The 25562-nt window shown below is 39.5% G+C and carries 23 protein-coding genes; 12 read left to right on the top strand and 11 right to left on the bottom strand.

The annotated features are described in order from the left end of the window. Nucleotides 1-7: 7 nt before the first annotated feature. Both HYV86_04585 and HYV86_04580 read right to left on the bottom strand, forming a co-directional pair. Complete coding sequence (locus tag HYV86_04585) at nucleotides 8-1012, bottom strand: glycosyltransferase family 4 protein (protein MBI2573110.1); 1005 nt, start codon at nucleotides 1010-1012, stop codon at nucleotides 8-10. A 66-nt stretch (nucleotides 1013-1078) separates the two neighbouring features. Further along, nucleotides 1079-2407: a nucleotidyltransferase family protein gene (locus tag HYV86_04580; protein MBI2573109.1), complete on the bottom strand. Its 1329-nt coding sequence runs from the start codon at nucleotides 2405-2407 to the stop codon at nucleotides 1079-1081. A gap of 91 nt (nucleotides 2408-2498) precedes the next feature. Between HYV86_04580 and HYV86_04575 the strand changes: the two genes are divergently transcribed. The 4 genes from HYV86_04575 to HYV86_04560 are packed head-to-tail and all read left to right on the top strand — an operon-like array spanning nucleotide 2499 to nucleotide 6461. Then, nucleotides 2499-3602, top strand: a complete 1104-nt coding sequence (locus HYV86_04575) for a DegT/DnrJ/EryC1/StrS family aminotransferase (GenBank protein ID MBI2573108.1) — start codon at nucleotides 2499-2501, stop codon at nucleotides 3600-3602. 53 nt (nucleotides 3603-3655) lie between these two features. Then, a complete protein-coding gene (locus HYV86_04570) occupies nucleotides 3656-4762 on the top strand; it encodes a GDP-mannose 4,6-dehydratase (protein MBI2573107.1) in 1107 nt (368 codons plus the stop codon). 5 nt (nucleotides 4763-4767) lie between these two features. Further along, on the top strand, nucleotides 4768-5538 hold the full coding sequence (locus HYV86_04565; protein ID MBI2573106.1) for a class I SAM-dependent methyltransferase: 771 nt from the start codon (nucleotides 4768-4770) through the stop codon (nucleotides 5536-5538). Nucleotides 5539-5588: 50 nt separating this feature from the next. Next, the gene (locus HYV86_04560; protein ID MBI2573105.1) at nucleotides 5589-6461 is read left to right on the top strand and encodes a hypothetical protein; all 873 of its coding nucleotides are present in this window, start codon (nucleotides 5589-5591) and stop codon (nucleotides 6459-6461) included. Here the strand turns inward: HYV86_04560 and HYV86_04555 are convergent. Then, entirely contained in the window at nucleotides 6439-6930 is a 492-nt protein-coding gene (locus tag HYV86_04555) for an NUDIX domain-containing protein (GenBank protein ID MBI2573104.1), read from the bottom strand. The genes HYV86_04560 and HYV86_04555 overlap by 23 nt on opposite strands. Before the next feature lie 87 nt (nucleotides 6931-7017). Between HYV86_04555 and HYV86_04550 the strand changes: the two genes are divergently transcribed. From HYV86_04550 to HYV86_04540, 3 genes are read left to right on the top strand one after another with little or no spacing between them, the layout of a single operon-like run. Next, on the top strand, nucleotides 7018-7557 hold the full coding sequence (locus tag HYV86_04550; protein MBI2573103.1) for a hypothetical protein: 540 nt from the start codon (nucleotides 7018-7020) through the stop codon (nucleotides 7555-7557). After that, nucleotides 7554-8357: an HAD family phosphatase gene (locus tag HYV86_04545; GenBank protein MBI2573102.1), complete on the top strand. Its 804-nt coding sequence runs from the start codon at nucleotides 7554-7556 to the stop codon at nucleotides 8355-8357. Before HYV86_04550 ends, HYV86_04545 begins: the two co-directional genes overlap by 4 nt. Beyond that, the gene (locus tag HYV86_04540) at nucleotides 8347-9309 is read left to right on the top strand and encodes a hypothetical protein (protein ID MBI2573101.1); all 963 of its coding nucleotides are present in this window, start codon (nucleotides 8347-8349) and stop codon (nucleotides 9307-9309) included. The genes HYV86_04545 and HYV86_04540 overlap by 11 nt, the downstream gene beginning before the upstream one ends. Nucleotides 9310-9392: 83 nt before the next feature. Here HYV86_04540 and HYV86_04535 read toward each other — a convergent pair whose 3' ends face one another. The 7 genes from HYV86_04535 to HYV86_04505 all read right to left on the bottom strand — a co-directional run bounded on the left by HYV86_04535 (nucleotide 9393) and on the right by HYV86_04505 (nucleotide 16513). After that, on the bottom strand, nucleotides 9393-10388 hold the full coding sequence (locus HYV86_04535) for a GDP-mannose 4,6-dehydratase (protein MBI2573100.1): 996 nt from the start codon (nucleotides 10386-10388) through the stop codon (nucleotides 9393-9395). A gap of 57 nt (nucleotides 10389-10445) precedes the next feature. Then, complete coding sequence (locus HYV86_04530; protein ID MBI2573099.1) at nucleotides 10446-11702, bottom strand: class I SAM-dependent methyltransferase; 1257 nt, start codon at nucleotides 11700-11702, stop codon at nucleotides 10446-10448. A gap of 116 nt (nucleotides 11703-11818) precedes the next feature. Then, complete coding sequence (locus HYV86_04525; GenBank protein ID MBI2573098.1) at nucleotides 11819-12235, bottom strand: GtrA family protein; 417 nt, start codon at nucleotides 12233-12235, stop codon at nucleotides 11819-11821. Beyond that, nucleotides 12232-13044 (bottom strand): polyprenol monophosphomannose synthase, encoded by an 813-nt coding sequence (locus tag HYV86_04520; protein ID MBI2573097.1) that lies wholly within the window; start codon nucleotides 13042-13044, stop codon nucleotides 12232-12234. The genes HYV86_04525 and HYV86_04520 overlap by 4 nt, the downstream gene beginning before the upstream one ends. Before the next feature lie 27 nt (nucleotides 13045-13071). Beyond that, nucleotides 13072-14259, bottom strand: coding sequence for a DegT/DnrJ/EryC1/StrS family aminotransferase (locus HYV86_04515; GenBank protein MBI2573096.1), 1188 nt, complete (start codon nucleotides 14257-14259; stop codon nucleotides 13072-13074). Between the two features lie 15 nt (nucleotides 14260-14274). Then, complete coding sequence (locus tag HYV86_04510) at nucleotides 14275-14691, bottom strand: hypothetical protein (GenBank protein MBI2573095.1); 417 nt, start codon at nucleotides 14689-14691, stop codon at nucleotides 14275-14277. A gap of 4 nt (nucleotides 14692-14695) precedes the next feature. Continuing rightward, nucleotides 14696-16513 (bottom strand): glycosyltransferase family 39 protein, encoded by a 1818-nt coding sequence (locus HYV86_04505; protein ID MBI2573094.1) that lies wholly within the window; start codon nucleotides 16511-16513, stop codon nucleotides 14696-14698. A 274-nt stretch (nucleotides 16514-16787) separates the two neighbouring features. Here HYV86_04505 and HYV86_04500 point away from each other — a divergent pair, with 274 nt between their 5' ends. From HYV86_04500 to HYV86_04485, 4 genes are all read left to right on the top strand, one after another. After that, on the top strand, nucleotides 16788-17840 hold the full coding sequence (locus HYV86_04500; protein ID MBI2573093.1) for a hypothetical protein: 1053 nt from the start codon (nucleotides 16788-16790) through the stop codon (nucleotides 17838-17840). Nucleotides 17841-17905: 65 nt separating this feature from the next. Continuing rightward, complete coding sequence (locus tag HYV86_04495) at nucleotides 17906-18658, top strand: NTP transferase domain-containing protein (protein ID MBI2573092.1); 753 nt, start codon at nucleotides 17906-17908, stop codon at nucleotides 18656-18658. A gap of 95 nt (nucleotides 18659-18753) precedes the next feature. Then, nucleotides 18754-21135 (top strand): ATP-binding protein, encoded by a 2382-nt coding sequence (locus HYV86_04490; protein MBI2573091.1) that lies wholly within the window; start codon nucleotides 18754-18756, stop codon nucleotides 21133-21135. 1027 nt (nucleotides 21136-22162) lie between these two features. Beyond that, a complete protein-coding gene (locus tag HYV86_04485; GenBank protein MBI2573090.1) occupies nucleotides 22163-23815 on the top strand; it encodes a sigma-70 family RNA polymerase sigma factor in 1653 nt (550 codons plus the stop codon). Between the two features lie 32 nt (nucleotides 23816-23847). On the opposite strand, the gene HYV86_04480 is transcribed toward HYV86_04485, so the two are convergent. Further along, nucleotides 23848-24855, bottom strand: a complete 1008-nt coding sequence (locus HYV86_04480) for a hypothetical protein (GenBank protein ID MBI2573089.1) — start codon at nucleotides 24853-24855, stop codon at nucleotides 23848-23850. Between the two features lie 101 nt (nucleotides 24856-24956). Here HYV86_04480 and HYV86_04475 point away from each other — a divergent pair, with 101 nt between their 5' ends. Then, nucleotides 24957-25562 carry an HAD family phosphatase gene (locus HYV86_04475; protein ID MBI2573088.1) on the top strand — a complete coding sequence of 202 codons (606 nt, stop codon included), beginning with the start codon at nucleotides 24957-24959 and terminating at the stop codon, nucleotides 25560-25562.

Raw genomic sequence — 25562 nt, 5'->3', positions numbered from 1 at the left:
GTTGTTTTTATTTAGCATTTTCTTCTTGTAAACGGTAGATTTTTTTGAATGCTTTTATTGTTTCTTTATTATCTATTTTCCGTTTCATTTTTGGAATAGATGTGGTGGTGAGAAGAGTCATGATTTTGTGTGCGAGTTGATCGGGATTTTGAGGATCTATCAAGAATTTTTCAGGGAAATATTCGGCTACGCCGCCAACTTTAGTGCTAATAAATGCAGTTCCAACTTGAATTGATTCGATTAATGAAATGGGAACTGAGAATGTTTCTTGCGCTCCATGTACGGGATAAAGATAGATCCATGCTTTGGAGAGTTCTTCTTGTGAATCAACTTTTCCTTTGAAGGTTATACCTGCGGTTCTTTTAATTCGACGATGATATTTTGTATTGGTTTTAATTGAGGAGTCACAAATAGTTAAAGTTAGATCGGGAATATTCTTTCTTACTTTTTCAAATGCATCAAGAACATCTTGAATTCCTTTGTAGGGGCTTAAATGACTCATAAACAGAAGCGAAGGAACAAGGGAACGTGAGGCTGATCGTTTATAATTTGGAATCAATGGGGCAATACGAGTTTTTGCGATGTCTTTAAATGGTGTTTTCTCTAAAACATCCTGTTGATATTTTGTTTGGTAGGTAATGTGATCAATTCTGTTTTGAAATGAAGGCAGGAGGAGTGGCGTCCAGAGGCGTTGCCAAAATCCGTTGCAGTTTCCATCAAAGAATGTTAAAATTTGTTTTTTTGCATTTACTCTTTGTACTAGACGTAAAAATAGTGGTGAAGGATGAGAAAGATAATGCATGATGTCAGTATTTACTTCTATGCTGTGAAATGATTTGATATAGCGAACGGTAATTCCTTCTCGCGCTAAGGTCATGTTTTTTCTTGAAGTAGAAATTATTTCTATTTCGTGTCCTTCTTTACGCATAGCTTGCGCCATCCACCAAGCTTGTTTACGGATGCCTTCAGCGAGGGGAAATGATAAATCGTGTACGTAGTAGGTGATTTTCACGTAAAATTAGGGGTTTTGGGGCTTTTTAAGATTTGTTGAACTAGAGACTCTGTGCCACCCAATAGCCTAATCTTTCGCGTATTTCTTCGCCACATCTCTCCAAATCGCTTCTAGAAGTACATCGACTGTTTTGTCTTTAGCACCACTTGTTTCAATCACTGGAATGTTCACCAATGTTGCAATCTTTTCATAGGTTTGGTAATGATCAACTAATTGTTGGTGACTCATTTCTTGCTTGCGCGCTTCGATAACTTCAATGGGTGCTTTGAGTAGGAAGATAAAATCTGGTCGTGGATAGATTTGTATTAGCCATTGGCACCAACGACTTTCACGCACATGCTGGTAGTGCACAAACATATCGTAAAAATAACGGTCAATGAGTAAGATTCGACGGCTAGTGTGACGTAATCCAACATTCCAAAAGTATTTTGCGAGATAGTCAATAAATGTATAGGTGAAGATGATTGATTGTTTGAAACTTGTTTTGGACTTGTTTTGATCAGTTTGCTTGGTCTGATTAGTTTTTTCTACAATTTTGTATTCTTTCTTTCTCATCACGCCAGAGATAATCCTTGTTGTGGGAAGAAATGGTTTCCAACCAAAGTAAATATTTTGTATTTTGAGGCTGAACTTTTCGAAAAACGTTGGGAGGTGTTGTTGTGTATTCTTAATTATGGTTGATTTTCCTGATCCGTCAACACCGATAAAGCAGATAGTTGTGGTGCGTTTAGATGGAATCACTTTTTTTGCAAGAAATCGCAAGGTTCTATTTACTAATTGGATGAGGCGAGAAGTATCTACACTTGAGCGCAGAAGTGACGTTACAATTTCAAAGGTACTAAAATGAATTGCGGCAGAGGTACGGTCTTGAAGTTTAGTGATGAGCAAGTTATACGCGGCATTCCAATTATTATCGCTGGTTTGTTTGAGGATATACTTGTAATCAAGTTTTTTGTCTAGAAGATGATGAAGAAGTGTGGTTTTGTATTCGTTAAGTCCGTGATTTTTAAATAGAGCTTGGGCAGCGTAAATCAGCAGTTCGTCTTCATTGCTTGGCACAACGATGGTGGGTTGCGGTGTTTGTTTTCGTTTAAAGAGCTCTTCTTTGGTTAGAACGATCCATCCTAACCAAGATACTTCTTTGTAGAGGTCGATGACGAGCAATTCGCTGTCTTGCTTTTTGGCGAGAAAAGATCGATATCCTTCTTTATCGATTTCAATGAAGCCGTCACGGAGTAACAGGTTTTTGGCTTTGCGATAGTCTTCATCTGTTTCTACAAGAAGGTCGAGATCAGTGAGAGGGCGATGATGGATGTGGGGGTAGCGCAGGAGCAGATAAGAGATCTTTTTCTCAGCGAGTTTGAGAAGGATGGACTTGTATGCTTGTTCTGGCATGGAGAAACGATGCTGAATGGTCTTTTATGTGTTGTGGTATTCTGTTTTCTAATTCATAATGTTTATAACTTGTTTTGGTCTTGTTAGTAGTATGCGTAAAGTCAATCTTGTTCGTCCAAAACTTCATGATTTTAATCTCTTTTGTGAACGGGCTAAGAGTGCGTTTGAGAGTGGTCTTCTTACTAACAATGGTCCATTTGCACAAGAATTTGAAGCTAAAGCATCAGCGTATATGTCTACTCCCACGTTAGCGTTTTCTAATGGCACGTATCCCATTACTATGGTATTGCAGGGTCTTGGATGTACTAAGGGTGAAATTATCATTCCCAGTTTCACGTTTGTTGCGAGTGCGCATGCGGCGGTTGCTGCGGGATTGACGCCTGTATTTGTTGATGTGGACAAAGAAACCTACACCCTTGATCCTGTTGCTGTTGAGAAAGCAATTACATCAAAGACAGTGGCAATTATGGGTGTGCATGTGTTTGGTAATCCGTGTGATATCGATGCATTGCAGCGTATTGCGGATAAACATAAAGTCCCTTTGATTTTTGATGCCGCACATGCTTTTGGTTCAACGTATAAAGGAAAAAAAATCGGCGGGTTTGGTGCTGCAGAAACATTTAGCACTCATGCGACCAAAACTTTAATTTCTGTAGAGGGGGGATTAGTTTCCACACATCATCCAGCATTGATTGAATATTTGAAGAAAGCTCGCAATTTTGGGTTATATAATGCGTATGATAGTGAATTTATTGGTACTAATGCAAAGATGAGTGAACTTCATGCAATTGTAGGTCTTGATAGTTTGGCACACATTGATGAAGCGGTAGCTGCTAAGCAACATGTTGTGTCGTTGTACAAAAAATATCTGGCTAATGTTAGCGGGGTTCATTTTCAGCGTGAACAACGCGATTCTTTTAATGCGAATTTCTTTTTTAGTATCATTATTGATGCTGCGAAATTTGGTATGGATCGTGATCAATTAGCTGAGGAATTAGAGAAACAAGGTGTGATGGTACGTAAGTACTTCTTTAAGCCGTTACATCAACATTTATCGTATCGCGAGTGGAATAGTGTGTCTTTACCTAATACTGAATGGATTGCGAATAATATTCTTTGTTTGCCAACACATACTTCATTAACTGACGACGATGTGGAATATGTGTGTGAGAAGATTAGATGCTGTTCTAAGTAATATCATTTTTCACTCGAAATCTTTTTAAACCATCCCTCTCAAAACACTCTATCGTGAAACGCGCACTTATTACTGGCATTACCGGTCAAGACGGTCCTTATTTGGCAAAATTTCTGTTAGAAAAAGGCTACAAAGTTTTTGGTACTTATCGTCGAGTTTCTACTGCTAATTTTTGGCGTCTACAAGATTTAGGTATTCTTAAACAAATTACTCTTATTCCTGCAGATATGAGTGATATGTCTTCTCTTTTAGAAGCTGTAACTATTTCAGAACCTGATGAGATTTATAACTTGGCGGCACAGAGTTTTGTTGGAAACTCTTTCGATCAACCGTTATTAACCAGCGATGTTGATGCAAGCGGTTCTACTCGCTTTCTGGAAATTATTCGGCATGTTAAGAAGAATATTCGTTTCTATCAAGCGTCAACTTCAGAATTATATGGGGCTTGTGAAAAAGTACCTCAAGATGAAAATACACCTATGATCCCTAATTCACCGTATGCTGCGGCAAAATTATATTCATTTCATATGACTCGAATTTATCGTCATTCTTATGGAATGTTTGCGTGCAATGGTATTCTTTTTAATCATGAGAGTCCTCTACGGGGTCTTGAATTTGTAACTCGTAAAATTACTAATTCTGTTGCGCGTATTAAACTAGGTTTACAACATGAATTACGGTTAGGAAATATTGACACTAAGCGTGATTGGGGATATGCTCCTGATTATGTTAAAGCAATGTGGCTTATTTTACAACAAGATGAACCTGATGATTACGTTATTTCTACAGGTGAGATGCATTCTGTTCGCGAGTTTGTTGAGGAAGCATTCAAAGTAGTGGGATTAAATTGGAAAGATTTTGTCCATACTGACGAACGCTTAAAACGCCCTCTTGATGTTTATCAATTATGTGGTAATAATGGCAAAGCGCGTAAAGTGTTGAAGTGGAAACCACAAGTGACGTTTAAAGAGTTAGTTAAAATTATGGTGGAAACTGATTTAGCTCGCTGGAAGCGTTATATTGGTGGTGAAGTATTCCCATGGGATGCGCCAAATCATACTAATGAAGTGGATATTGTCTCACGTAATGTTGTTCGAGATAAAGAAAAAGAAGCGGGAAAGTCCCGTGGTAAAGGTAAGTTCTCTCTCAAAGGCTGGTAGATCTTATGGATTTGCGAGAATATGAAACATTATTTTCATTAGAGGAAAAGTATTGGTGGTTTGTAGGTCAACGGTGTGTGGTGGAGAAGTTTCTCAAATCAATGGGTACTTCTTCCCATCATCGTTTTCTTGATGTTGGGTGTGGCACTGGTATTAATTTAGTTCTGTTAGGAAAGTATGGCAAAGCCGAAGGGTTAGATTACGCTGATGAAGCGGTAGAATTTTGTTCTCAACGTGGTTTGAAGATTGTACAGGGTAATGCTATGAGTTTGCCATTTGCCGATGGAACATTTGATGCGGTGACTGCGTTAGGAGTATTCTATCACAAGGCGATTACAGACGATGTGTTGGCGATGAGAGAAGCTTTTAGGGTATTGAAGCCTGGTGGGAAATTTTTGCAGCTGGATCCTGCGATGATGTGTCTATGGGGTAAGCATGATGAAGCATTTCATGGTGTGCGACGGTATAGTCGGACGGAGTTGAAACGTAAGTTTGAGACTGCTGGTTTTGTGGTGGAGAAATGTCGTTATATTAATACAGCATTGTTTCCTGTGGTGTGGTTGGTTCGTAAGTTAGGGCGCTTTAGTTCAAAGAAACCTGAATCTGATGTGCAACCTGTTAACTCTGTTGTGAATTTGATTTTAACAAAGTGGTATTGCTTTGAAGTGTGGGTAGCGTGGTATGTGCCAATGCCGTTTGGTGTTAATGTGTTTGCGGTGGGAAGGAAGCCTGTTGATAAAAAAGATAAAAAACAGAATTTTATTCATAAAATTTAAAAAAGAAGGTTTGGGTTAAGTTTTTAAGGGTAGATGTTGAAGGTAGAATTATGGCTGATTATCAATCTTTAGATCAATTTATTAGACCTCCTCATTCAAATAGTGATGAAGAACGTATAAAAATAGTGGGTGGGGGTATTGAATTTTATGTTCCTCGTGGGGATGTTGAAGTTGCAGTTATGAATGATTCTGATAGTTCGTTGTGGCATGCTTTAACTCACGATGTAGGTGTTAAGACTAAAATGATGGGTAGTGAACCAAAAATGGATGATTTACCTTTCAATCGTGTCTCTGCGGGGCAATCGTTTGCTTTTCCACCTGGTCATGTTGGTCTAGTCGTTGTTCCAGCCGGTAGCATTTCTGTTTATCTTCAAAATGGGATGTACGATAGGTCTGCTGGTGAGAATGGTCTTATTGTTACTCATGATGGCAATAATGATGCTGATTACTTAGCTCAACATGGTTATCGACGACGTCAGATTATGGATCTTACTGATCAAGTCAAAACGTATCAAGTTCCAGATGGTCAGGAAGTTACTCCTGAAGAATTATGGAGATTTGGTCTTGGACTTCATCATCATCCTGTAAATCCTCATCGAACAAGTGAGCAATATCCACAAGGAACACCAATTACTGAACGCTATATGGCTCTTTCATCTGAAGGATTCTATTGGGGATTTGAAGCAGTCGAAGGTAACACTGAGTTTGAGCCAGGTACACGTTTTGCGGGTCATGTTCCTCAATATCATGTGCTTACTGTCCCTTGTAACATGTGGCATGTTGTTTCACCTATGCCTGGGCTGAAATTTGTAGGTATTACCAGTGATCCATTTAGTAAGACTAAAGAAGGAGCACCACGTAAAGATGACGCAACCTGGTTTTATGATCTACGAGATGAACTTATGGATGTTCAAAGACGTTAGAATCTTTTAACACTTGCTCAAAGACGTTAGAATCTTTTAACACTTGCTTCACATACTCATGCAAGTTATTTTCTATTTTATTCACCCATTTATGTTTTTCTTGGGTTTTGTCTAATGAGATTACGACGTTTTTGTCTTTTGGTTTGACGAGAAAGCACACGGAAAGATAATGCACGCCCGTTTTCACGTCCGGAAATGGTGCGGTATCAAAGAAGACTTCATAACAGTTAATCTTTCTGACAATTTCGACTTCGATACCTACCTCTTGGAGGGCTTTGCGTTTGACTGCTGTTTCGAGAGTTTCGTTTTTTTGTACTCTGCCACCAGGAATCCACCATTGGCCTTTGGCGGGCTCATCTTTACGCAAGGCGAGAAGGACTTTGTTGTTGTGAACAAGGACGAAGTCTACAGCAGGAATTGGCATGTGTTCGAGGATTTGCGTGTAGAGAGTGGAAGGGATTTGTGACATATAGAAAGAATGTTCTTGACTTCTTTATTAATTTTGGTGTTACTTTCAAGAAGCAAATTTATAAAATAGGTTCTCTATGTCTTTGTTATGGCAATGGAAATACATGCTCAACGGTTAAGACAATGTTTTTTATTTCGTGAATGGAGCACTAACAGTGATTCTTATGCAACACCCTCTTTATCTGGAGAGGAATTTACGTTATATAGGGTGAGTGAAACTTTAATTCATTATGTTCCTCGATTTGGCGTGCTTCTTGATTTTGCAAATGATACGGCTGAATCATTATTACGGGCAATCGCTACTGGGAGTAATATTCCTGGATATGAACGGTCTTTGGATCAGTGGACCGAGAATTCAGGAGATAATGATGATCGCACAAGAGCTGACTTAGTACATGGCACGCGTTCTAGACTATTAGAACCGTATTTTAGAAATTCGGACGACGCAGATGAGGCTCGTCGTGCTTTGTATGGGGAACGCTATCCTGGAATTGCTTTATACGGGCCTTCAAAAGCTCAGGTTCTTGCGCAAATGCTTGATGCGTGCGAAGGTGTGCAAATACCGGGACACAAACCACAACATTATAAAGATTTGAGTGAATTGTTGAAACGTGAATTTTCAAGATGATCTATAAGGCTATTCTTGCAGACATTGACGGAACACTAATCGAAAATGGTAATATCTCTTCTGTTCACGCTGAGTTACAAACATTAATTCAACAATTTCGTTCTACGGGTGTTTTGTTTTCATTATGTTCTGGTCGAGCGCTTGCTGAACAGCGGCTTTTTTATGGTCTTCTTTTGGGGGAAAATAAACCTCATGAAACAGAGGCAATTTTATATGAAAGTTCAAGTATTTACTTTCCTCAATCTAGGCAGTCTCATCAATGCGGCGGTTTGACAAAAAGCCAAATGAGTGCTGTTCAAAAATTCATTGTTGAGAAAAATCTTCTGGATGGTTTAGTTGAACAAGAGAATAGTGAAACATACCAAACTTCATTAGGCTATGTCACTCCTTCCTTCTTTGCCCATAGTCCAGGAGATAGAGTTCTGCTCACTCAAGTATTTCTACGTGTCAAGCCGATTCTCGAGAAAGAGTTTTCATTCTTACGAGTAGTGCAGTCTGCTGATGCTATTGATATTTTAGCAAAAGGAATTCACAAAGGACTGGTGGTTGAAGCGTACTCACGGCGTACTGGTATTGCATTATCGCAGATGGTAGTTATCGGTGATTCTGGCAACGACTTAGAGATGTTTGAAATCGTAGGCAAAGCGGGTGGTATGGTTGCGTATGTGGGCAATGATATAGAACAGGAGAAATTTGTTCAAAAGTTCCATAATGCTTATATACCTCAAAAAAGGGGAGTAGAAGGTACAATAAATGTTCTGAAATTTATATTTAATGGGGGAATTAACAATGGCAAATGATACTTATGAAGCGGTGAAATTTGACAACCAAAGATATTCAGGCGTAGGCGTGCCAAGGATTGATAACCTTAATCGTTCTTATGCTTCACAAGCTCACGCAATTGTTTTTGTTGAAGGTTCTGTTCAAGCCAATCCTTCACAGGGTATTGGTCAAGATTTAACTCCTGCAAACTACATCGCTACTGTTTTAGAACCGGCTATCAAAAGAGGAGAAGTTGCTGATGGTTCTCAAGGTCCGTTTGATGATCGAAAACATCGTTTTCATTCTTTCAGTTTAAGAAGGGTTGAGGGTGGAAGTGAACCTGTTTTATTGGTTCATACTGCGCCAACAACGTATCAAGCTTTTAGGGCTGAACTAGAGGCTGAAAAAGATCCTGCTCGTGGAAGATCTTATTTTGAAGGTCTTATAACTCGAACACGTACTTCTCTTTTCGATGAATATGCATTTCATTCTCGTATTGGCGGCGTAGGCGGCTTAGTATTTTCAAAAACTGGGGCTGTGTATGTCGGAACACGTGCTGAGGGAAATGATGTTGCAGGCCTTGCCGATGCAGTCAGTGCACATATGCCTTTTTTTGGCTACGATCCAAAAGATATTGATCTAAATCTAGCTCTGTTAAAAGCGGTGCAGCGTGAACGTGGAGTTCTTGCTCAAGACATTGTTGCAACAGAATTTATTGGTGCTGGTGGAGACAAATATAGGGGCGATTTTGACTTTGTTTGGTTAATTCATACAAGCTTGCCTGATGAACATTTTACTGGTGATGCGTGGAAACAATATGCTGGTAGAAAAAATGCACAAACTCGATTAGTTGCTGCTCGATCTATGGAAGATGTAGAAAGAATGCTTCAAGCCGATCAGCTTCCTGATGGAACCAAAACGGCTGGCATGCATTATACGTTAGAACATGCTTTGAGAAATATTAATGCTGATGATTTTAAATCTCGTTAAATTCTTTTTTTCTTTCCTTCTTTTTCTAGAATGATAATTGAACAATAAAATACGATAAAAACAATAAAGAAATAATCAAAAACTTAATGCTTCTGTTTCTCTACTTCTTCCAAGGCAGCGTCCATCATGATTTTGACTAACTGCTTGAATTTAACAGAAGGAACAGTGCCAATGGCATGTTTCAATTTTGTGGTGTCACCAAGTAAAATGCTGGTGTTGCCTGGTCGCGCGAAGCGTGGATCGAATTCAACATGATCTTGTGCTTTTAATCCAACATACGCGAATGCTTCGTCTAAGAATTCATGAATAGAATGAACTTCGCCAGTACAAATGATGAAATCATCAGGTTGGTCAAGTTGCATGATTTTCCACGCAATTTCCATGTATTCTTTGGCGTAGCCAAAGTCAATTTTAGCATCGAGATTTCCTAACATGATTTTTTGTTGCAAACCCTTCTTGATACGCGCAACACCACGAACGATTTTACCAGTAACATATTCTTCGGTGCGTCGAGGTGATTCATGATTGTAAAAGACTCCCGTATATACTGGCATCTTAAACACATCACGATAATAACGACATAAAACATAGGCAAAGGCTTTGCCAGCACCATAGGGACTTTGAGGACGCAGTGGTGTTTCTTCATTTTGCACAGCGTCTTTACTCATACCAAAGATGTTGGATGAAACTGGTTGAAAGAATTTCATCTTAGGATCGATTTGTTTGATGATTTCAAGAATGCGTCCAACTGCTGAGCCGGTAATGTCGCAAGAATATCCAACGCCGTCATAACTCCAACTGACGTGATCTTGGTCAGCTTCGTTGTAGATCTCTTCTGGTCGTACGTTGTTAATCACACGGTAGAGTGAAGTTGGATCTGCTAAATCGCCGCGATGTAGCGTGATCTTGTCCATAATGTGTTTGATATTAACAGTATTGCCTGTTGCGGATCGGCGATAAAAGCCGTGTACGTCGTAGCCTTTCTCCAATAGGAGTTCAGCTAAATATGAGCCATCTTGTCCAGTAATTCCGAGTACGAGGACTTTTTTCTTAGTGGTTGGATTGTGAGTTGTTGTCATAGAAGTTATATTAGGGGGCTGATTTAAAAGGATTTTGATAGAAAAAAGAATTCAAACCTATTCCACAACCCTGAAAGTCGGCAATGGCACAATAAACTTGCCCCCTCGACTACGCCACTCTGCTTCTCGTTCATACATCTCTTTAAAGAAGGCATATGGCAAGACTAAGAAGTAATCAGGCTGTGCGGCACGTGCCTCGTCTTCAGACACAATCGGAATCATACTGCCAACAGTATAGCGTCCCCATTTAAACTGAGTGCGTTCAGCTGCTTTTTCGATGATGGTGTGATCTAATCCATAATATTGTAAGATGACATTTCCTTTGGTTGAAGCGCCATAGACCCAGACTTTCTTACCTTGGGCAACTTCTTGTTTGATGAAATTAACACATTTGTGTTTTTCAGTTTCAATGCGGTAATAAAAGTCAAGATAGGTTTTTTTGTCTTGGAGGTTTTTTTCAGCTTCTTTAATTGCAGCAACACGTTGCGCAGCTCCCGCAAATTCATTAGTTTTGGTGCCTTGGCGTCGGGCATAGATGCGGTAACTTTGACCGTTGACTTCGTTGATTTCAACATCAAAGACTTCAAGTCCATTTTTGTTAAAGAGATATTCAAGCGATGCGAATGAATAATATTCAAGATGTTCATGGCAGATGTTTCCTACATCGTTAGTATCAAGCATGTTCTTTGCGCACATGAGTTGGGCGATAAACACACCATCAGGTGTTAGTGCGTCTTTAGCATCTTCAACAAATTGGTTGGGATCTTCCATATCGTAGAACATACCAATCGCTGTCACCACTTTTGCTTTTTTGTCTAGGGTTTTATTATAATTTTGAATGGTCCAGAAATCATGGATGTGGTGTGTAATACCTTGCTTGCCTTCTTCTGCTAAATTATTTGCAGGCTCAACTCCTACGGTAATGAGTCCAGGTACTTGGTAGGTGCGTAACATTGTTCCATCGTTGGAGCCAATATCAAGTACGACATCGCCAGCTTTGAGATGTTGGAGTTGCTCAGCTTTATGAGTTATGTCGCGTAACGCTTTTTTCATGGTATCAGTCACACCTGATTTATACCAATAAAATCCAGCGTAGAGCAGTTCTTGTGGAGCAGTATGTTTGAGCTGGACTAAGGTGCAATTTTCACAAAAGACCATTTCTAATGGGGCTTTAGGACAGCGTGTAATGTCTTCTCTTTTTTCTAAGAAATTGTTGACGTATTGATCACCAAGGGTGAAAAGAAAGGTAAGTTTTGGAGAATAACAGACACGACAGGTTGAACGTGTGGTATAGGTTTGTGGAGAGTGATGCATAATTGTTATTGCTGTTTGAAGATATTTAAAATTATCTGTTGTGGATTAGTATGTGTCAGGGTTGAGGGAATTAATTGGTATTGAGAATTAGTTGGCATTCTATTATTATGTGATTATTATTCTACTTTGTCAATTTTAAAAACAAACTTGCGGTTCAAGATATAATTGAGCATGGAAAAGAATCCCGCGCTAATAACAATTGCTCCGTAAGGATAGGTTTGAAATAGAGAAATATACTTAGTTAGAAGAGAAACCCCTCCAAAGTTAAGAGCAGTAATTACCAAAAAAATAATTGCGTAGTGAAGAAATTCTCCTTTGCGCTTGAAAGTAATAAAACAATGATACGGGAAGAGTACGACGACTTCTAGACAAAGAACTAAGCCATATGAGACAATGAACGGAATATGAAAATATTTATCGAAGAGAAATGTTAATGTGAGATTGATAACAAGCCCTATCCCTCCACCAAAAAGGAATTTTGTGTAGCGAATAAGATCTCCTTTCCAATGTGCCCATAGTTCTTTCGTGTTCATGATGATCCAAACCTAATTTTAAGAATTCGCCAACCATATTGTGCTCCGGCTTTGAAGAGATGCAATACGCTTGTATCTAATTTTGATTTGCCGCCTTTGCGATAGTTGTACTCATAGCCTATTTCAATAATGTTGTAACCTTGTTTATGGGCTTTGTAGAGGAATTCAGCGAAGTATTCACCAAAACCGTGTGGTGAGAAATGGACTTTGTCTGTGACGCTGCGTTTCACAGCGATAAAACCGGAGGTGTAATCTCGCGCATAAAATCCTAATATACAGGAGGCGTAGATGTTAAAAATCCAACTCATTGCGGCGCGCCATTGTGCTCGTTTGTCCTTGCCGTGTTTGGCATAACGTGAACCAACAACAATGTCATTTTTTTCATTAAGATGAGATACTAATTTTGGCACATCTTCAGGTGGTAATCCTAAATCACAATCCATCCAGACTACGACGTTACCTGTTGCTTCGCGAATGCCACGATCAAGAGCAGAGGCTAATCCACGTTCGTGTAGGCGACGAATGACGCGTACTTTTGGGTCATTTAGATCTTGCGCGATTTTCCACGTGAGGTCTGGGCTGTTATCGTCAACGATAATGATCTCGTGAAGGTCATCTTTGAGTGCTGCGCTGATTCGTTCAATGGCTTCAACGATGTTTTCTTTTTCGTTATAAGATGGAAGAACAACGGAGACTTTGTTTATTGATATTGGCTGAGCACTATTGGGAAAGATATCTGATTCTGTGGTATGAGATTGTATTTGTTCTGCTCTTTTTTCTCCCTTTTTTTTACTGCTTTGACGTGCCATGATTTGTGTTAACTTTTATTGTTAATCTTATTGCAATTCTTGCTGAATCTTTTTAATGGTATTTACAATGTAGTCAATTTCGTGTTCTGTTAAATGACTTGAAGAAGGGAGGTAAAAGCCTCGTGTTTCAAGAAATTCTGCATGAGGAAATGCGCCAGTGCAATTTGGTTTGTTTTTTCCTTTGTAATTAATGTAACACGGTTGTTTGTGCATGCCGATAAAGAAAGTTCTGGTTTCTACGCCGCGTTTTTGCAGTTCTGCGCAGAGTTGGTGCATGGTTAGACCAAACGAATCTTGAATTACCAGTCCGTACATCCAATAAACATTTTTTGCCCATGGTGCTTGAGGTGGGGTGATAAGACCCTGAATTCCTGCGGCTTTGATTTTTTGTGTGTAGAGCACAGCGTTGCGACGACGAGCATTTACTAACTCATCAATGCGTTCAACTTGCGCTAAACCAATGGCTGCTTGAATGTTGGTAAGACGGAAATTGTATCCTGTTTCTTGATGGAGAAAACGAGGTTGTCCAAAGTAATGGTTTCGTAAATCTTTGGCGCGTTTTGCCCATTGTTCGTTGTTTGTAACAACCATGCCACCTTCACCAGTAGTGATAATTTTATTTGCGTAAAAGCTAAAACAGGCGATGTCACCAATCGAGCCAATTTTGTGTCCTTTGTATTCAGCGCCGTGTCCTTCGGCTGCGTCTTCAATGACAGGGATGTTATGTTTACGGGCAATAGCCATAACTGGATCCATATCTACAGGATGTCCGTAGGTATGCACGACCATAATGGCTTTGGTGCGTGGCGTAATCTTTTTTTCAATTTGAGCAGGGTCGATGTTCCATGTTTCTAATTCGGAATCAACAAAGACCGGTGTTGCCCCAAGCTGTACGATAGGGTTACATGATCCAATCATGGTGAAACTGGGAAGAATGACTTCGTCGCCTTCGCCAATATTCATCGCTGCGAGAGCAAGATGAATAGCAAGAGTACCATTGGCACAGCTAATGCCATACTTTGTTCCACAATATTGTGAGAATTTTTCTTCGAATTGAGTAATATATTTTCCTGCTGATGAGATCCAGCCAGTTTGAATTGCTTCTGTTACATACTTTAATTCATTGCCGGTAAGGGTTGGTTCACAAACAGGAATGGTGCGTTGAGGTGGAAGCGGGGGAAGAGTTTGGGTTGTTGAACTGGTTGTTTGTGTCATGATATTTATTCACCTTTAATTATCCTGGAAAAATTCTTTTTCTACGTCACGACCACGATATGGTCCTTGTTTTAGTTCAAGCATTTTACTTTCTTCAAGAAAGACTACTTTGTGACCGCAGTTAAGTAAGAGAGCATCTCCTGATTCTAAGATTACGATACTGTGCTTGATTTTATTATGATACAAAGTTACTTCTAATTTTCCCTGAATAAGGTAGAAAAATTCTTGGGCAGGGATGTTATGCAGATTACTAAACGGGATGTGTTGGTGCGGATCGATGAGTGTTCCTTTTGGGCGTAGATGCATTCCTAATTGAAATGGAAATTCATCTGGAGTGAAAAAACTCGCACCCGGTGTAGAAAATGCCGCTTTAATATGGATTGCTAGTATTTGTTCTTGGTCTTTGATGATGTTAGTGTTTGCTGTGGTCATGGTGTTATTGTATTTCTTTCTCTTCTTTTTTATTTTCTTCTCTTATTTCTTCGGTTGTTGTTTTTTCAACAAATGTTGATTTAGAGTGTTCTTTATTGGAATGTTGATTTGCTTTACTTATGGCAATATACATTAAGTAGACAATAGTGACTAAAATTAGGAGTAATTCAAGGTAGAGCACAAGCATTCCTGCATAATGGGCTAGAAATCCAACTCCTTTAGGTTCATAGTAATCATCATTATTTTCTTTTGCTCTCCAAGCAATTGAATATCCCCAAAACTGGTTATTTTGATCTATGAGTGTGTATATATTCGAGCTAACTTGGACTGTTCCTTTATAGATTATAAAGTGATGTCGTGCTCCTGCTTTTTGTTCATTTCCTGAAACTTCTGCAACTTTTTCAAGATTTTGTGTAATTGCTCTACTAATTACTTCACTTTGATTGGCAATTCGATTATAGTCTTCAGTTCTCCACGCACAGGTGGTTTGCGGACCACATTCTACATAATAGAATGGAATGTTGATCTTTGGTCCATTATAATCTTTAAGACTATTTGAATATTGTACGAATGTGTCTGTTTGCATATAGTACTTACGTCCAAAAGACCAAGCATGAATCCCATTATAGATTCGTTGATCTGCGACAATTAACGCGTTGCTTTCTATATGTTCGTGAACATATTCTCTGAGATTAAGAACTGAGGAATCGGACGTAAAATCGGTTCGAAGCATGAAAAGAGTAGTGATTATGATTATGCCTATTATAGTCGGTTTTAGCAGGCTATATTTTGGTTTGGTTGCGAGATACTCCCAGAGCCAATTCATACCAACACCAGCAAAGAGACTACAGGTGAGGGGGATAAAGATGTAATGGGTCGGACTTCCAGTAACTCCTGCAAGGTATATTAAGAATGGGATAATTCCAGCAATGAAAAGAGTTATTGCAGCGTTATATTTCTTAGTACGATGGGCGATGATAAATCCGAATATGCTAAAGAAGATGAGCAGGAAATCAATTTTAAGAAATTCAATTCCTCTACTTGAAAAGACACTGGCGAGGGTGTTGGTGTTCCATGCTTTATTTTCAAATCCTGCAAACGCATTTTTTCCTACTCCAAAAAAATCTGAAACATAGTAATCCGTATATCCTGTGTTCTGATATACTAACATGTTGTAGATGATTAATGGACTAAGGGCGATTACGGCAATTATTAATGCTGTGCCGAGGTGTTTTGTTATCTCTTTTCGTTGATGGGGATGTTTATTCCATTTTTGCGCTAATACTATTACAAAAGCAGGCGCAAGAAGCAATACTAAGTTACGGCTTAGAACTGCGAGGATGAAAAAAAGTGAGGTAAGATAGAGATAGGTTTTTTGAGTTTCTTTAAGGTAATAGAGAAAGAAATAGATGCTTAAGAGGGCGAGACTAAATCCCATCATATCCATTTCATAATTATATCTGATGGCGAATGCGGACACGGCAAAAAAGAATGCGGCAAATAGTCCGGTTCTAGAACTGTTAAAATGATCTTTCCCTATCAGAAAGAGTATAATTGTGCTGAGTACTGCGAAAATGATGGAGGTGAGTCGAGCGGTGAGTGAAGTAGGTCCAAAGAGCATAAACCAGATGTCGGTGAAATGTGAATAGAGAGTTCCTTGCTGAAGTGTTGAGAGAACATTTGCTTGGTTGATGTTGATGGCGTTAACAGTATAGACCATTTCGTCTGGTTTCATTTCTACGTTTATTGCAGCAAAATAACGCAAGGTAAAACACAGAAGCATAATTGCTATGAGAATAAGACTGGTCTTGCTTAACTTCATGTTATTCTGTTTTCTCTTGTTTCTTTTAAATATTTGTGTGGTTTGGGTACTCTGTCCTAAGCTCGTTTTGATTTGGCTTGCATCGAGTTCAGCTCTCGCCAGTTTCATAGCTTCTTTCGTTCCAGCCCCGTATGGGGCAACCCCCGGAACTCTTAGGATGTTTTATAAAAAATAACTTCACAAAAGATGCAAACCTTTTTAGGACAGAGTGTGGTTTGAGCTTATCGATACTTTCTTCATAACTATTATAAAGTGCTGCAGGGTTGGTTTATGCATGGTTACTCTTGCTCTTCCTGCTTTGGCTTCACATGAGGGTCAGGTACGTTATGTTGTTTCATTGCTAGACGATTTAGTGGTAAAGCAGGGTTTTCACGCAGGAATTCAATTGTTGTTATTTAGTAATGTGATAGATGATGTTGCGGTTGCGCGAGATGTGGAACGTATTTCAAAAAACGTTGTACCTTCCTCATTTCGTAAAATATTTCATGCACCTATTTCTCCCCATGCTTATGACTCTCGCTTGAATTTGGCATGCGAAGAGAGTGTTGAAGTGTATGTCAATCTGGCTCACCTTGTAGAACGCTGTGGTGGCGAGTCAATGATTATTCATACTAATTGCACCTACGATGCAACTCAATGGAAATCACCGTTAACTGACCGTGAATATATTTCCAAAACTGTTTTACCAAAAGTGTATGCTCATATCAAAGCAATTATTGATCAAAGTCCTATCCCTATCTTATTAGAAAATCTTCCGAATCCACTCAAAGGCGATGCTACTGCTAATCCTCATCAGACGGTGTTTGATCCATTTTTAGCAACCATTGGGCAGATAAAGGAATTTTATGACAGCGTTGATCCACGTCTTGATTTTTGTTTTGATACTTCGCATTATGGTATTTTAGCGCGTCAAGTGAATCGACTTGCAGCAAAATATGGCGTCCAGATTACTTCTCATCATATTGATCAAGAAGGTCTTAAACTCTACCCCCAAGATGTCCTACCACAACCTTCGCTATTAGAATTATACCCTGAATTAAAGCGTTATTTTAAGAAAAAAATAACCTGTGTGCAGTTGGCAGATTACCGTGGAGAATGGCGTGCTGCTCAGGGAATTGATAAGGGGTCAGTGTTTGACGAGGGATATGTTGTGGGAGAGGGCGATTTAGGACAAGAATTGTTGGACATGACGGTTGCGTATGCTCGCGATTACCCTACTGGTATTATTTCTGTTGACGTGGGGGTAGCTGATTTTTTGAAACGTGATGAGCAGATTGTGAGTTTGAACAGAGTGGTTGCAGCGTTGAAGAAGGCGAAGGTGCGCTAAGGTTTTTTTTGATCTAAATCATTCATCCACAATCTATATAAAGCCGTTTTTGAGTGTTATTTTATATGTCTGGTGTGAATACTATTGTAAGTCAAGATGATCGTTCTGCGTGGCCAGTTGTTTTGCTTTGCGGAGGTAAAGGTACTCGAATGTGGCCTTTAACAGAGGATGTTCCTAAACCGCTCATTCCTATTGGGGGCAAACCCATTTTATGGCATATCATGGATCGCTATTCATCGTACGGTTACACTCATTTTATTGTGTGCTTAGGGCATATGAAAGAGAAAATTCGTTCTTATTTTGCTAATCCTGCTAATATCAATCCTACATGGAAAATTGAATTGGTTGATACTGGTGAAGAGAGTTCTAAATCAGAACGTATTGCGCAAGTTAAACACTTGATTAAAACTGATCATTTTCTACTAAGTTATGGAGATGATTTGTCTTCGGTTGATATTAACCATGTGGTCGATACTCATTTGTCGCGTGGGAAGATGGTGACTCTTACGTCCGTTCCGTTGCATTCTGAGTTTGGGGTGTTGGAATTAGATGATAAACATCATGTGCGTTCATTTCGAGAAAAACCACGGCTTTCTGAATATTGGATTAATGGTGGTTTTTATGTTTGCAATAAACAAGTTTTGAGCAATTTAGAGGGTGGCGAGTTTGAAGATGTCGTGCTAAAGAAATTGGCTGCTGCTGGCGAAGTGACTGCGTATAAATTTGAAGGCTTCTGGAAGTGCATGAACACCAGCAAGGAAGCAATTGAATTTAACAAGATGTGGGATGAAGGAAAAGTGTTGTGGAAGAAAGGGTAATTTTACATTGATGGATTCATCAATTGATTAATTAATTGGTAATAGTGTTTCTAAATTAATAATCTTTATAAGGGAAAAATACACTTCTGATCTTAATGACTGACACTTCTGGGGTAATACATGTTTCTCGACGTCATGCAAGTGATTTAGGTGTTATGATTGGCGATACGATTTTTCCGAGTCCAATTCATGCAATTCATGAATTGGGCGGCAATGCGCATGATGCCGATGCAAGTACATTTTCTGTAATATATCAACCAGGTTCACAGGGTCGTCTTGTTTTAGAGGATGACGGTTTTGGAATGAGTCCTGGCCAAGGTCTTGAAGATTTTTTTCAGATTGGGGGAAGTACCAAACGAGATCTTAAGAGAGAGGGAAAAACGACCCCTCGAGGTCGCCGACCTATTGGTAATTTTGGATGGGGATCTCTTGCGGTGCGTTATCTTGCTCAAAGTCATGTTTTTGAGAGCTGGAGAGGGGGAGTCTATTCTCGTGTTGAAGAAGTGTTTAGTGAAACAGATCAAGATTATGATCCCATTCGAGTTGTTACGCAATCTTGTGATCCTCAATTACATGGTACCAAATTAACCCTTACAAATCTTCGAGAAGTAACTCAAAGTATTAATTTAGATCATTTAATGCGATCTCTGTCGACACAAATGCCCGTTGAGCTGAGTGATTTCCAAATGAGGGTTAATGGTGTTCAGGTTACTCCACCAGCGCTTACAGCGGCTACTAAATATGTTTTTGGTGTTTCAGACAAAGAGTTAGGTGAGGTAACGGGGACGATTTATTATTCTCCTAAAAATTTGGGCGATCTCTCGGGCGTGTACGTTAAAGTAAATGGACGCGCGATTGGTGGCCGTAATCTGGATTTACTTACCACTCTTTCTGCTGCTATGGCAAGTAGGACATATGCGGTAGCTCATGCTCAAGGAATGGAAACGGAAATTAGATTTACTCGAAGAGAAGTAGGTACTGGTGAGAAAGCTGATCGTCTTTATGGCATTCTAGAAACTGAATTACGTCGGGTACGACAAGATCAAGAGGGAAGCGCTGTTGATACTAAATTACATGATGCCTATCGTTTTGTAGCCGAACAATTACCCTTGCTTGGAACAAGATTAGCACGCGTATTAGGGGAAGAAGGTGCGTATACTTTTAATTTTAGTGATACTCGAGCAGGAGATATGCTTAATGTGGATCGATCTGGAAAAATAGTGTATGTCAATCCCCGCAGTGACGCATTTCGTATGCATGGTGTTGCTCGTCGTGAAATTGATTCTACTCTAGCATTGTTATTGGAACGATCTCTTGCTTGCGCAGTTACTACAAGACCTGCAGACTGGTCGCGCATGGCTCTTCTTGCGCAGGAATTAGGAAAAGAAAGTCATCCTCGTGTAGGCAAAGGAAGATCGTTTTATCTTAAAGATGTGCTTCCTCGCGCTGAAGTTCCTGGAGAAAAAGCGGATAGTACTCTACCTATTGTTCCTACTCGATTATATTCTTATCATGAAGCGGCTCTACGCAGTGGATGGCATCGCGAGTTGCAGAAACGCCTTGCCGAAGCAGGAAGACTTACGACTACGCATGAACAAGTGTTGGGATCTGATCTTGAAACTGCTATGGCTGCGCTTTCTGATTATACAACTTTATTTCAGGTTGTACGTGGTATTGCTATTCCTGATGGCATGTCTGCGGCATGGCCTGGAAATACTGAACGTAAGATTGAGGCACGCTTAAATCGAGATCCTTCTTCTCGTCCTTCATGGATCTTAGACTTAAATCAAACTGAAGAGGGTAATTCTCTTTATGCTGTTCATAGCAAAGATATTACTCGTTTTAAAGAATATATTTTAGGAAGAAGTACTGATGAGGTAGATTATTCTACTCTTGAATCTCCTTTTGAAGTTGCTACTGTCTTGAGTACTCAGTATCAATCCGCATTTACAAATCGCTTTTTTGCTGATTTAGTTAAGAGGTGTGTTTTACGCGCAGATGTTTTTCAATTTAATAGCACTCAAGAAGAAGTTAAAGTTGTTGCAGCGGATCTTGCTTCACGTTTATCTCATTTAGGGTTGGGTGAGCGTCCTTCGTCTGGACATATTCATTTGACTCAACTCTCGGAGTTGTTGTATGTCACATCAGATGATGATCTTGAAAATGCGTTTGCCCATTTGACACAGCCAACAGGTTCTCGTATGGTTTCATATGATGTTGCAAGATCATTGTATCAAGCATTGGTGACTGGTTTTTGTAGAACTATTCAAGATAATCTTTCACGAAATTCCGTAATGAAAGGGTTAGGATACCTGACTGCAAATGAAGCGATTAAAAGTATGGGAGAAAGAGGAATAAGACCTCGAGATGCACAAGTAGGTTTAACAAGAGCAGGAGAGAGTCGCGTTTTAGGTATGTATCATCGAGATTTTGTTAGTTCCTATGTACCATCATCTCCAGTAGGTCCTAAAACTTAATTTTGTTTAGGGCTTCCTTCATATGATTCTACGGGGTTTATGATTTATGAATCAATCTTTTTCAACACTTACTGAATCGATACGAACACTCCAGGGACGAGGACTTTTTGAAATAATTCTGGAAGATCAGGTACAACGATTGGGTTTGAGTAATTATGTTACTGGGTGTTCTCCAGTCATTTCGAGTTCAGGTACCGGTTATTACGTTGCGAGTGTTGCTGCTGGTTTACTGCGAGATGATAATTTTCATCGAGAATATGCAGACACCATTCCCTCGCTTCCTTTGCATCTATCTCTTGATGAATTACGTTTGATTCGCCATCATGGTGAAATTGAACTAGATGAAAGTGTAGTTACTTCTCGTTTGGATACATTGATTTATGAGGGTGTTGTACCTGCTCGTGATGGTCGTGTACCTGTTACTTATATTGATTTAATTTTGGAAGATTATATTTGTGCTCAATTTGGTGATACACCCACATATTCTTCAGAAATTGTATTTCCTACCTTATGGGATGTTGTTCGCAGTGTAACGCCTGTCACAAAAATCAATGGAGCAGCGCAACAACTCAATACGGTTAGTGTTACAGGGGTAGCTGAAGAAAAAGTTACGCTGGATCAAGATCAATCGATTTCTGGTGCTACTCCTACACCTGAGTCTGGAAGTGTTGCTGCTTTCATTGAGAATTCTTCTTCCTCTTCTTCAGGTCCTGCTAAAGGGATGGGTCGTCAAACTAAACATGGAGATGATCCTTTAGGATATTATAAAGAACACTATAAGGGATTGACGCGGGGTCAGTTACAAAGAGAAGATTCTACTTTATATGCTCGACTTCGTCGTGAAAATTTAATAGATCAGGTTCCTCTTGGTGAAAGAGGTGGTTTTAGATCGAGAACAGCCGCATCAGGTACCGGAAATGAAGAAATATATTCTCCTGCGTTGGATGGGGTTAATGCTGATGGCACTGAAAAAGAGGCGAAAGAACGAAGAGGTAACTCTACTGGTAATGAGAATGATATTATTCGAATGTACCTTTCACAGGCTGGCGAAATTCCATTGTTGAATCGTGAGAAAGAAGTTGATTTGTCACAGAAAATTGAACAGGGATATCATTCTTTGTTAAGAAAAGTGTTACGTTTTGAGGGGTACGATGCTGACTTTGTTGGTTTAATGGTGTTACGCAACGGTTTATCGTTGAGTGGCGCAGCGGAAGCGATCGATCCTTTTTATGACCTTATTAGTCCCGTATTAGAAGATCCTTCTACAGCAGTTACGGGAGTTGATGCGTTGAAGCAGAGTCTTCTTGGTCTTTGTTCTGATTCAATTAAGCCTGCTGTACTTGAGCAAGTTGTAAGAACATTTTCCACTTGTGATGGAGGGAGAAAATCGCCTCGTTATGCGGATTATGTTTCACGATTAAATAGTTTTCTTGATCAGCGAGATTATACTAATCTGATTTTGACACTTTGTGAACCGGCGAAAGCAGAGAACGTACGGTTAGGTGAAAGAGAAATATTGTCGGTTCTTCGTTTAAAATATGCTTCTGATACTCATGGGTCAGAAGAGTTGGCGACAGATGGTTCTTCTGAACCACACAAAGAAGAAGGTGATGGATTAAGAATTCTCAAACAGTTTCGAAATTATCAAAAAGTATTACAACGGGCTATTGCAAAAGAAGATGGGGCGCGTGTAGATCAAGCAATTGAGGATCAAGTCAATTATTTTTATAGCAATTTTTATAATAAGATCAATGACAATGATGTCGAACTTGGTTCTGGAGAGGGTTTAGGCGAGAGTTCAGATTTTGTTCATCGAGCAGATTACGTTCTTGATCGTGCTGAGGTTATGCAAATTGCAACAAAGTTAGTTAATCAATATGGAAGAAATGACCGTGTTCGAGGTCTACAACAAATTATAGCTGAAATTGAGGGTTATACTGATCACTTTGTTAAAGCAAATCTTCGATTAGTGGTAAGTATTGCAAAAAAGTATCTTAATCGCGGTCTTTCTTTTTTAGATTTAATTCAAGAGGGGAATGCAGGCGCGATGCACGCAGTAGAAAAATTTGAGTATCAGCGTGGGTATAAATTTAGCACGTATGCATCTTGGTGGGTTCGTCAAGCAGTTACAAGAGCTATTGCGGATCAGGGAAGAACAATTCGTGTCCCGGTTCATTTGGGAGAGAAATATAACAAAATCAGACGAGAATTGGCACGTCGTGAGGCAGAAGGCCTTGATACTTCTTCTGAGGTTGTTGCAGAACATTTAGGATATGAATTAAAGCATTATGAGACAGTTTTGAGGTCTTTTACAAATGCAATTTCTCTTTCAACGCCAGTTGGTGATGATCATAGCGAACTTGGTGATTTTGTGGCAGGTCATGTAGAAGATCCCGGTATAGAATCGACAAGATTATCTTTGGAACAAAACGTACAAGGTTTTCTGCGAGATCATTTGGATGAACGGGAGCAAAAAGTTCTTTCGCTACGCTTTGGAATAGGAGTACAACGGGATCATACTTTAGAAGAAGTGGGTACTTTTTTTGATCTTACTCGAGAACGTATTCGACAGATTGAAGCGCAGGCACTTAGAAAATTACGTAAAGTGCGATGGGACCCACGTTTTGACGAGTTAATGAAATATTGGGCGTCGTTAGAAGGGGTTGGTGATGGTGATTGAGGGAATTTCTGAGTTATTATTCTTATTATGGTTCAGAATAACTGATACTCATCCATTAACTCTTCTGCTGCTTTGATTGTTCGTTCAAGTCCATGTTTATTTATGCAATGCACAAGAATGGGGAGTGCTCCATGCGCCAAGACTTTTCTTGCATTTTCTTGCCATAGTTTCGTTGCGTCATAGCGGTGTTCTCGTAAAAATTGTGTAACTGATTCAGGGTCGTCATCGACGAATACTAATTCACTGTGTTCAAGTTGATCGGTGCTTGTTCTCCAGCGTTCTTCTACTTGCACTGCTGTTAAATTCGTTCTGATTCGGGGAACGTATAACGAATTGTTTGAAATTTTATGTTCAAAGATTCGACCTAAAAATTCGAGGGTAATGATATCTTCTGGTTTTAAACCAAGTTCTTCATCTGCTTCTATAAATGTGGTGTCAAATAAAAGGTGTCCTACAACTTCTACTGAGCCTGCGGGCGTTACCATAAATGTATTGCTATATGCTGCGCCTGCTCGTAATCCTAATGGGATCTTGTTATCAATGGTTACTACCACTCCGGCTATTGAGGCTGAGTCATTGTTTGTTTGGGGAATTATGTTTCTTCTTCCTAGTTGCGTAATATAACTGTGATTTACGAGAGCATCAATTTCAAGAGTATTGGTTTCTGAGTTGTATTTGTCTGGGACAGCAGCATCACGGCGAAAGAGAAGAGGTTTGTTAAACCAGGGGATATAAATTCCTGCAGCAACTTGTTGCCAATCTGTTCTTGATATTGCTTGTCTTGAGAGAAGATCTGTAACTTCTCTTTTCCAATCATCATCCGCAGCAAGGCGACTTTTCACTGCGCTACCTTGGTCTGGTGTATACTTCAATGTTGGGACATTTTCCAAACCTAATGCTCTTTGTGTTTCTTGGACACGTTCTGCAACACGCGAGGTAAATTCTCTGAGGTATTGTGCATCAGGTAATTCTGAGATTCTTATCTGGTCTGGTTGTGCAAGAGGAGTACGATAGCGTTCGCAGAGAGTTACAAGAGCCATATTTGTAAATAGTAAATGGTGCTTTTTAAATTTTTACAAAATTATTACTATTAAATGACAACTTTAGCAAGGTTTAAAAATAACTTCTTATTTTCAAAGATATGTCTTATCGCGCATTGATTTTTGATTGGGGTGGAGTTTTGATAGATAATCCTGCACAAGCTCTTCTGGATTATTGTGCTACACGTTTTGATACTACTCGTGATGAACTTAAAGCAGTCTTAGATCCCCATTTTGCTGATTTTCAACGAGGTCGAATTGAGGAAGATACTCTCTGGGAAATTGCTGCGATGAAATTAGGTTGCGAAAAGCCTAAGATTTTTTCATTATGGGGAGAAGCTTTTCGTTGTGTATATCAACCAAAAAGTGAAATGTTTGATCTTGTACGTGAAGTACGAGCCGCTGGATATAAAACAGGGTTTCTTTCAAACACGGAAGAAGCTCCAAGACGTTTCTTCGCCGAACAGGGATATCATGCTCTTTTTGATGCAACGGTTTTTTCCTGCGCAGAGGGTATAGTTAAGCCTGAAACAGCAATTTATCTATTGGAATTGGAACGATTGGGTGTCAAAGCAAATAAATCTGTTTTCATTGATGATAATCAAACCTATGTTGATGGTGCGAGAGCTGTAGGAATTACCGGAATTTTGTTTGAGAGCCCACAGCAGGTTCGTCAAGAATTACAAAAATTAGGGTTTAAAATTTAG

Source organism: Candidatus Woesearchaeota archaeon (genome assembly GCA_016188115.1).
GTDB lineage: Archaea > Nanobdellota > Nanobdellia > Woesearchaeales > GW2011-AR9 > JACPIK01.
This window is presented reverse-complemented; position numbering and strand designations above follow the sequence as displayed.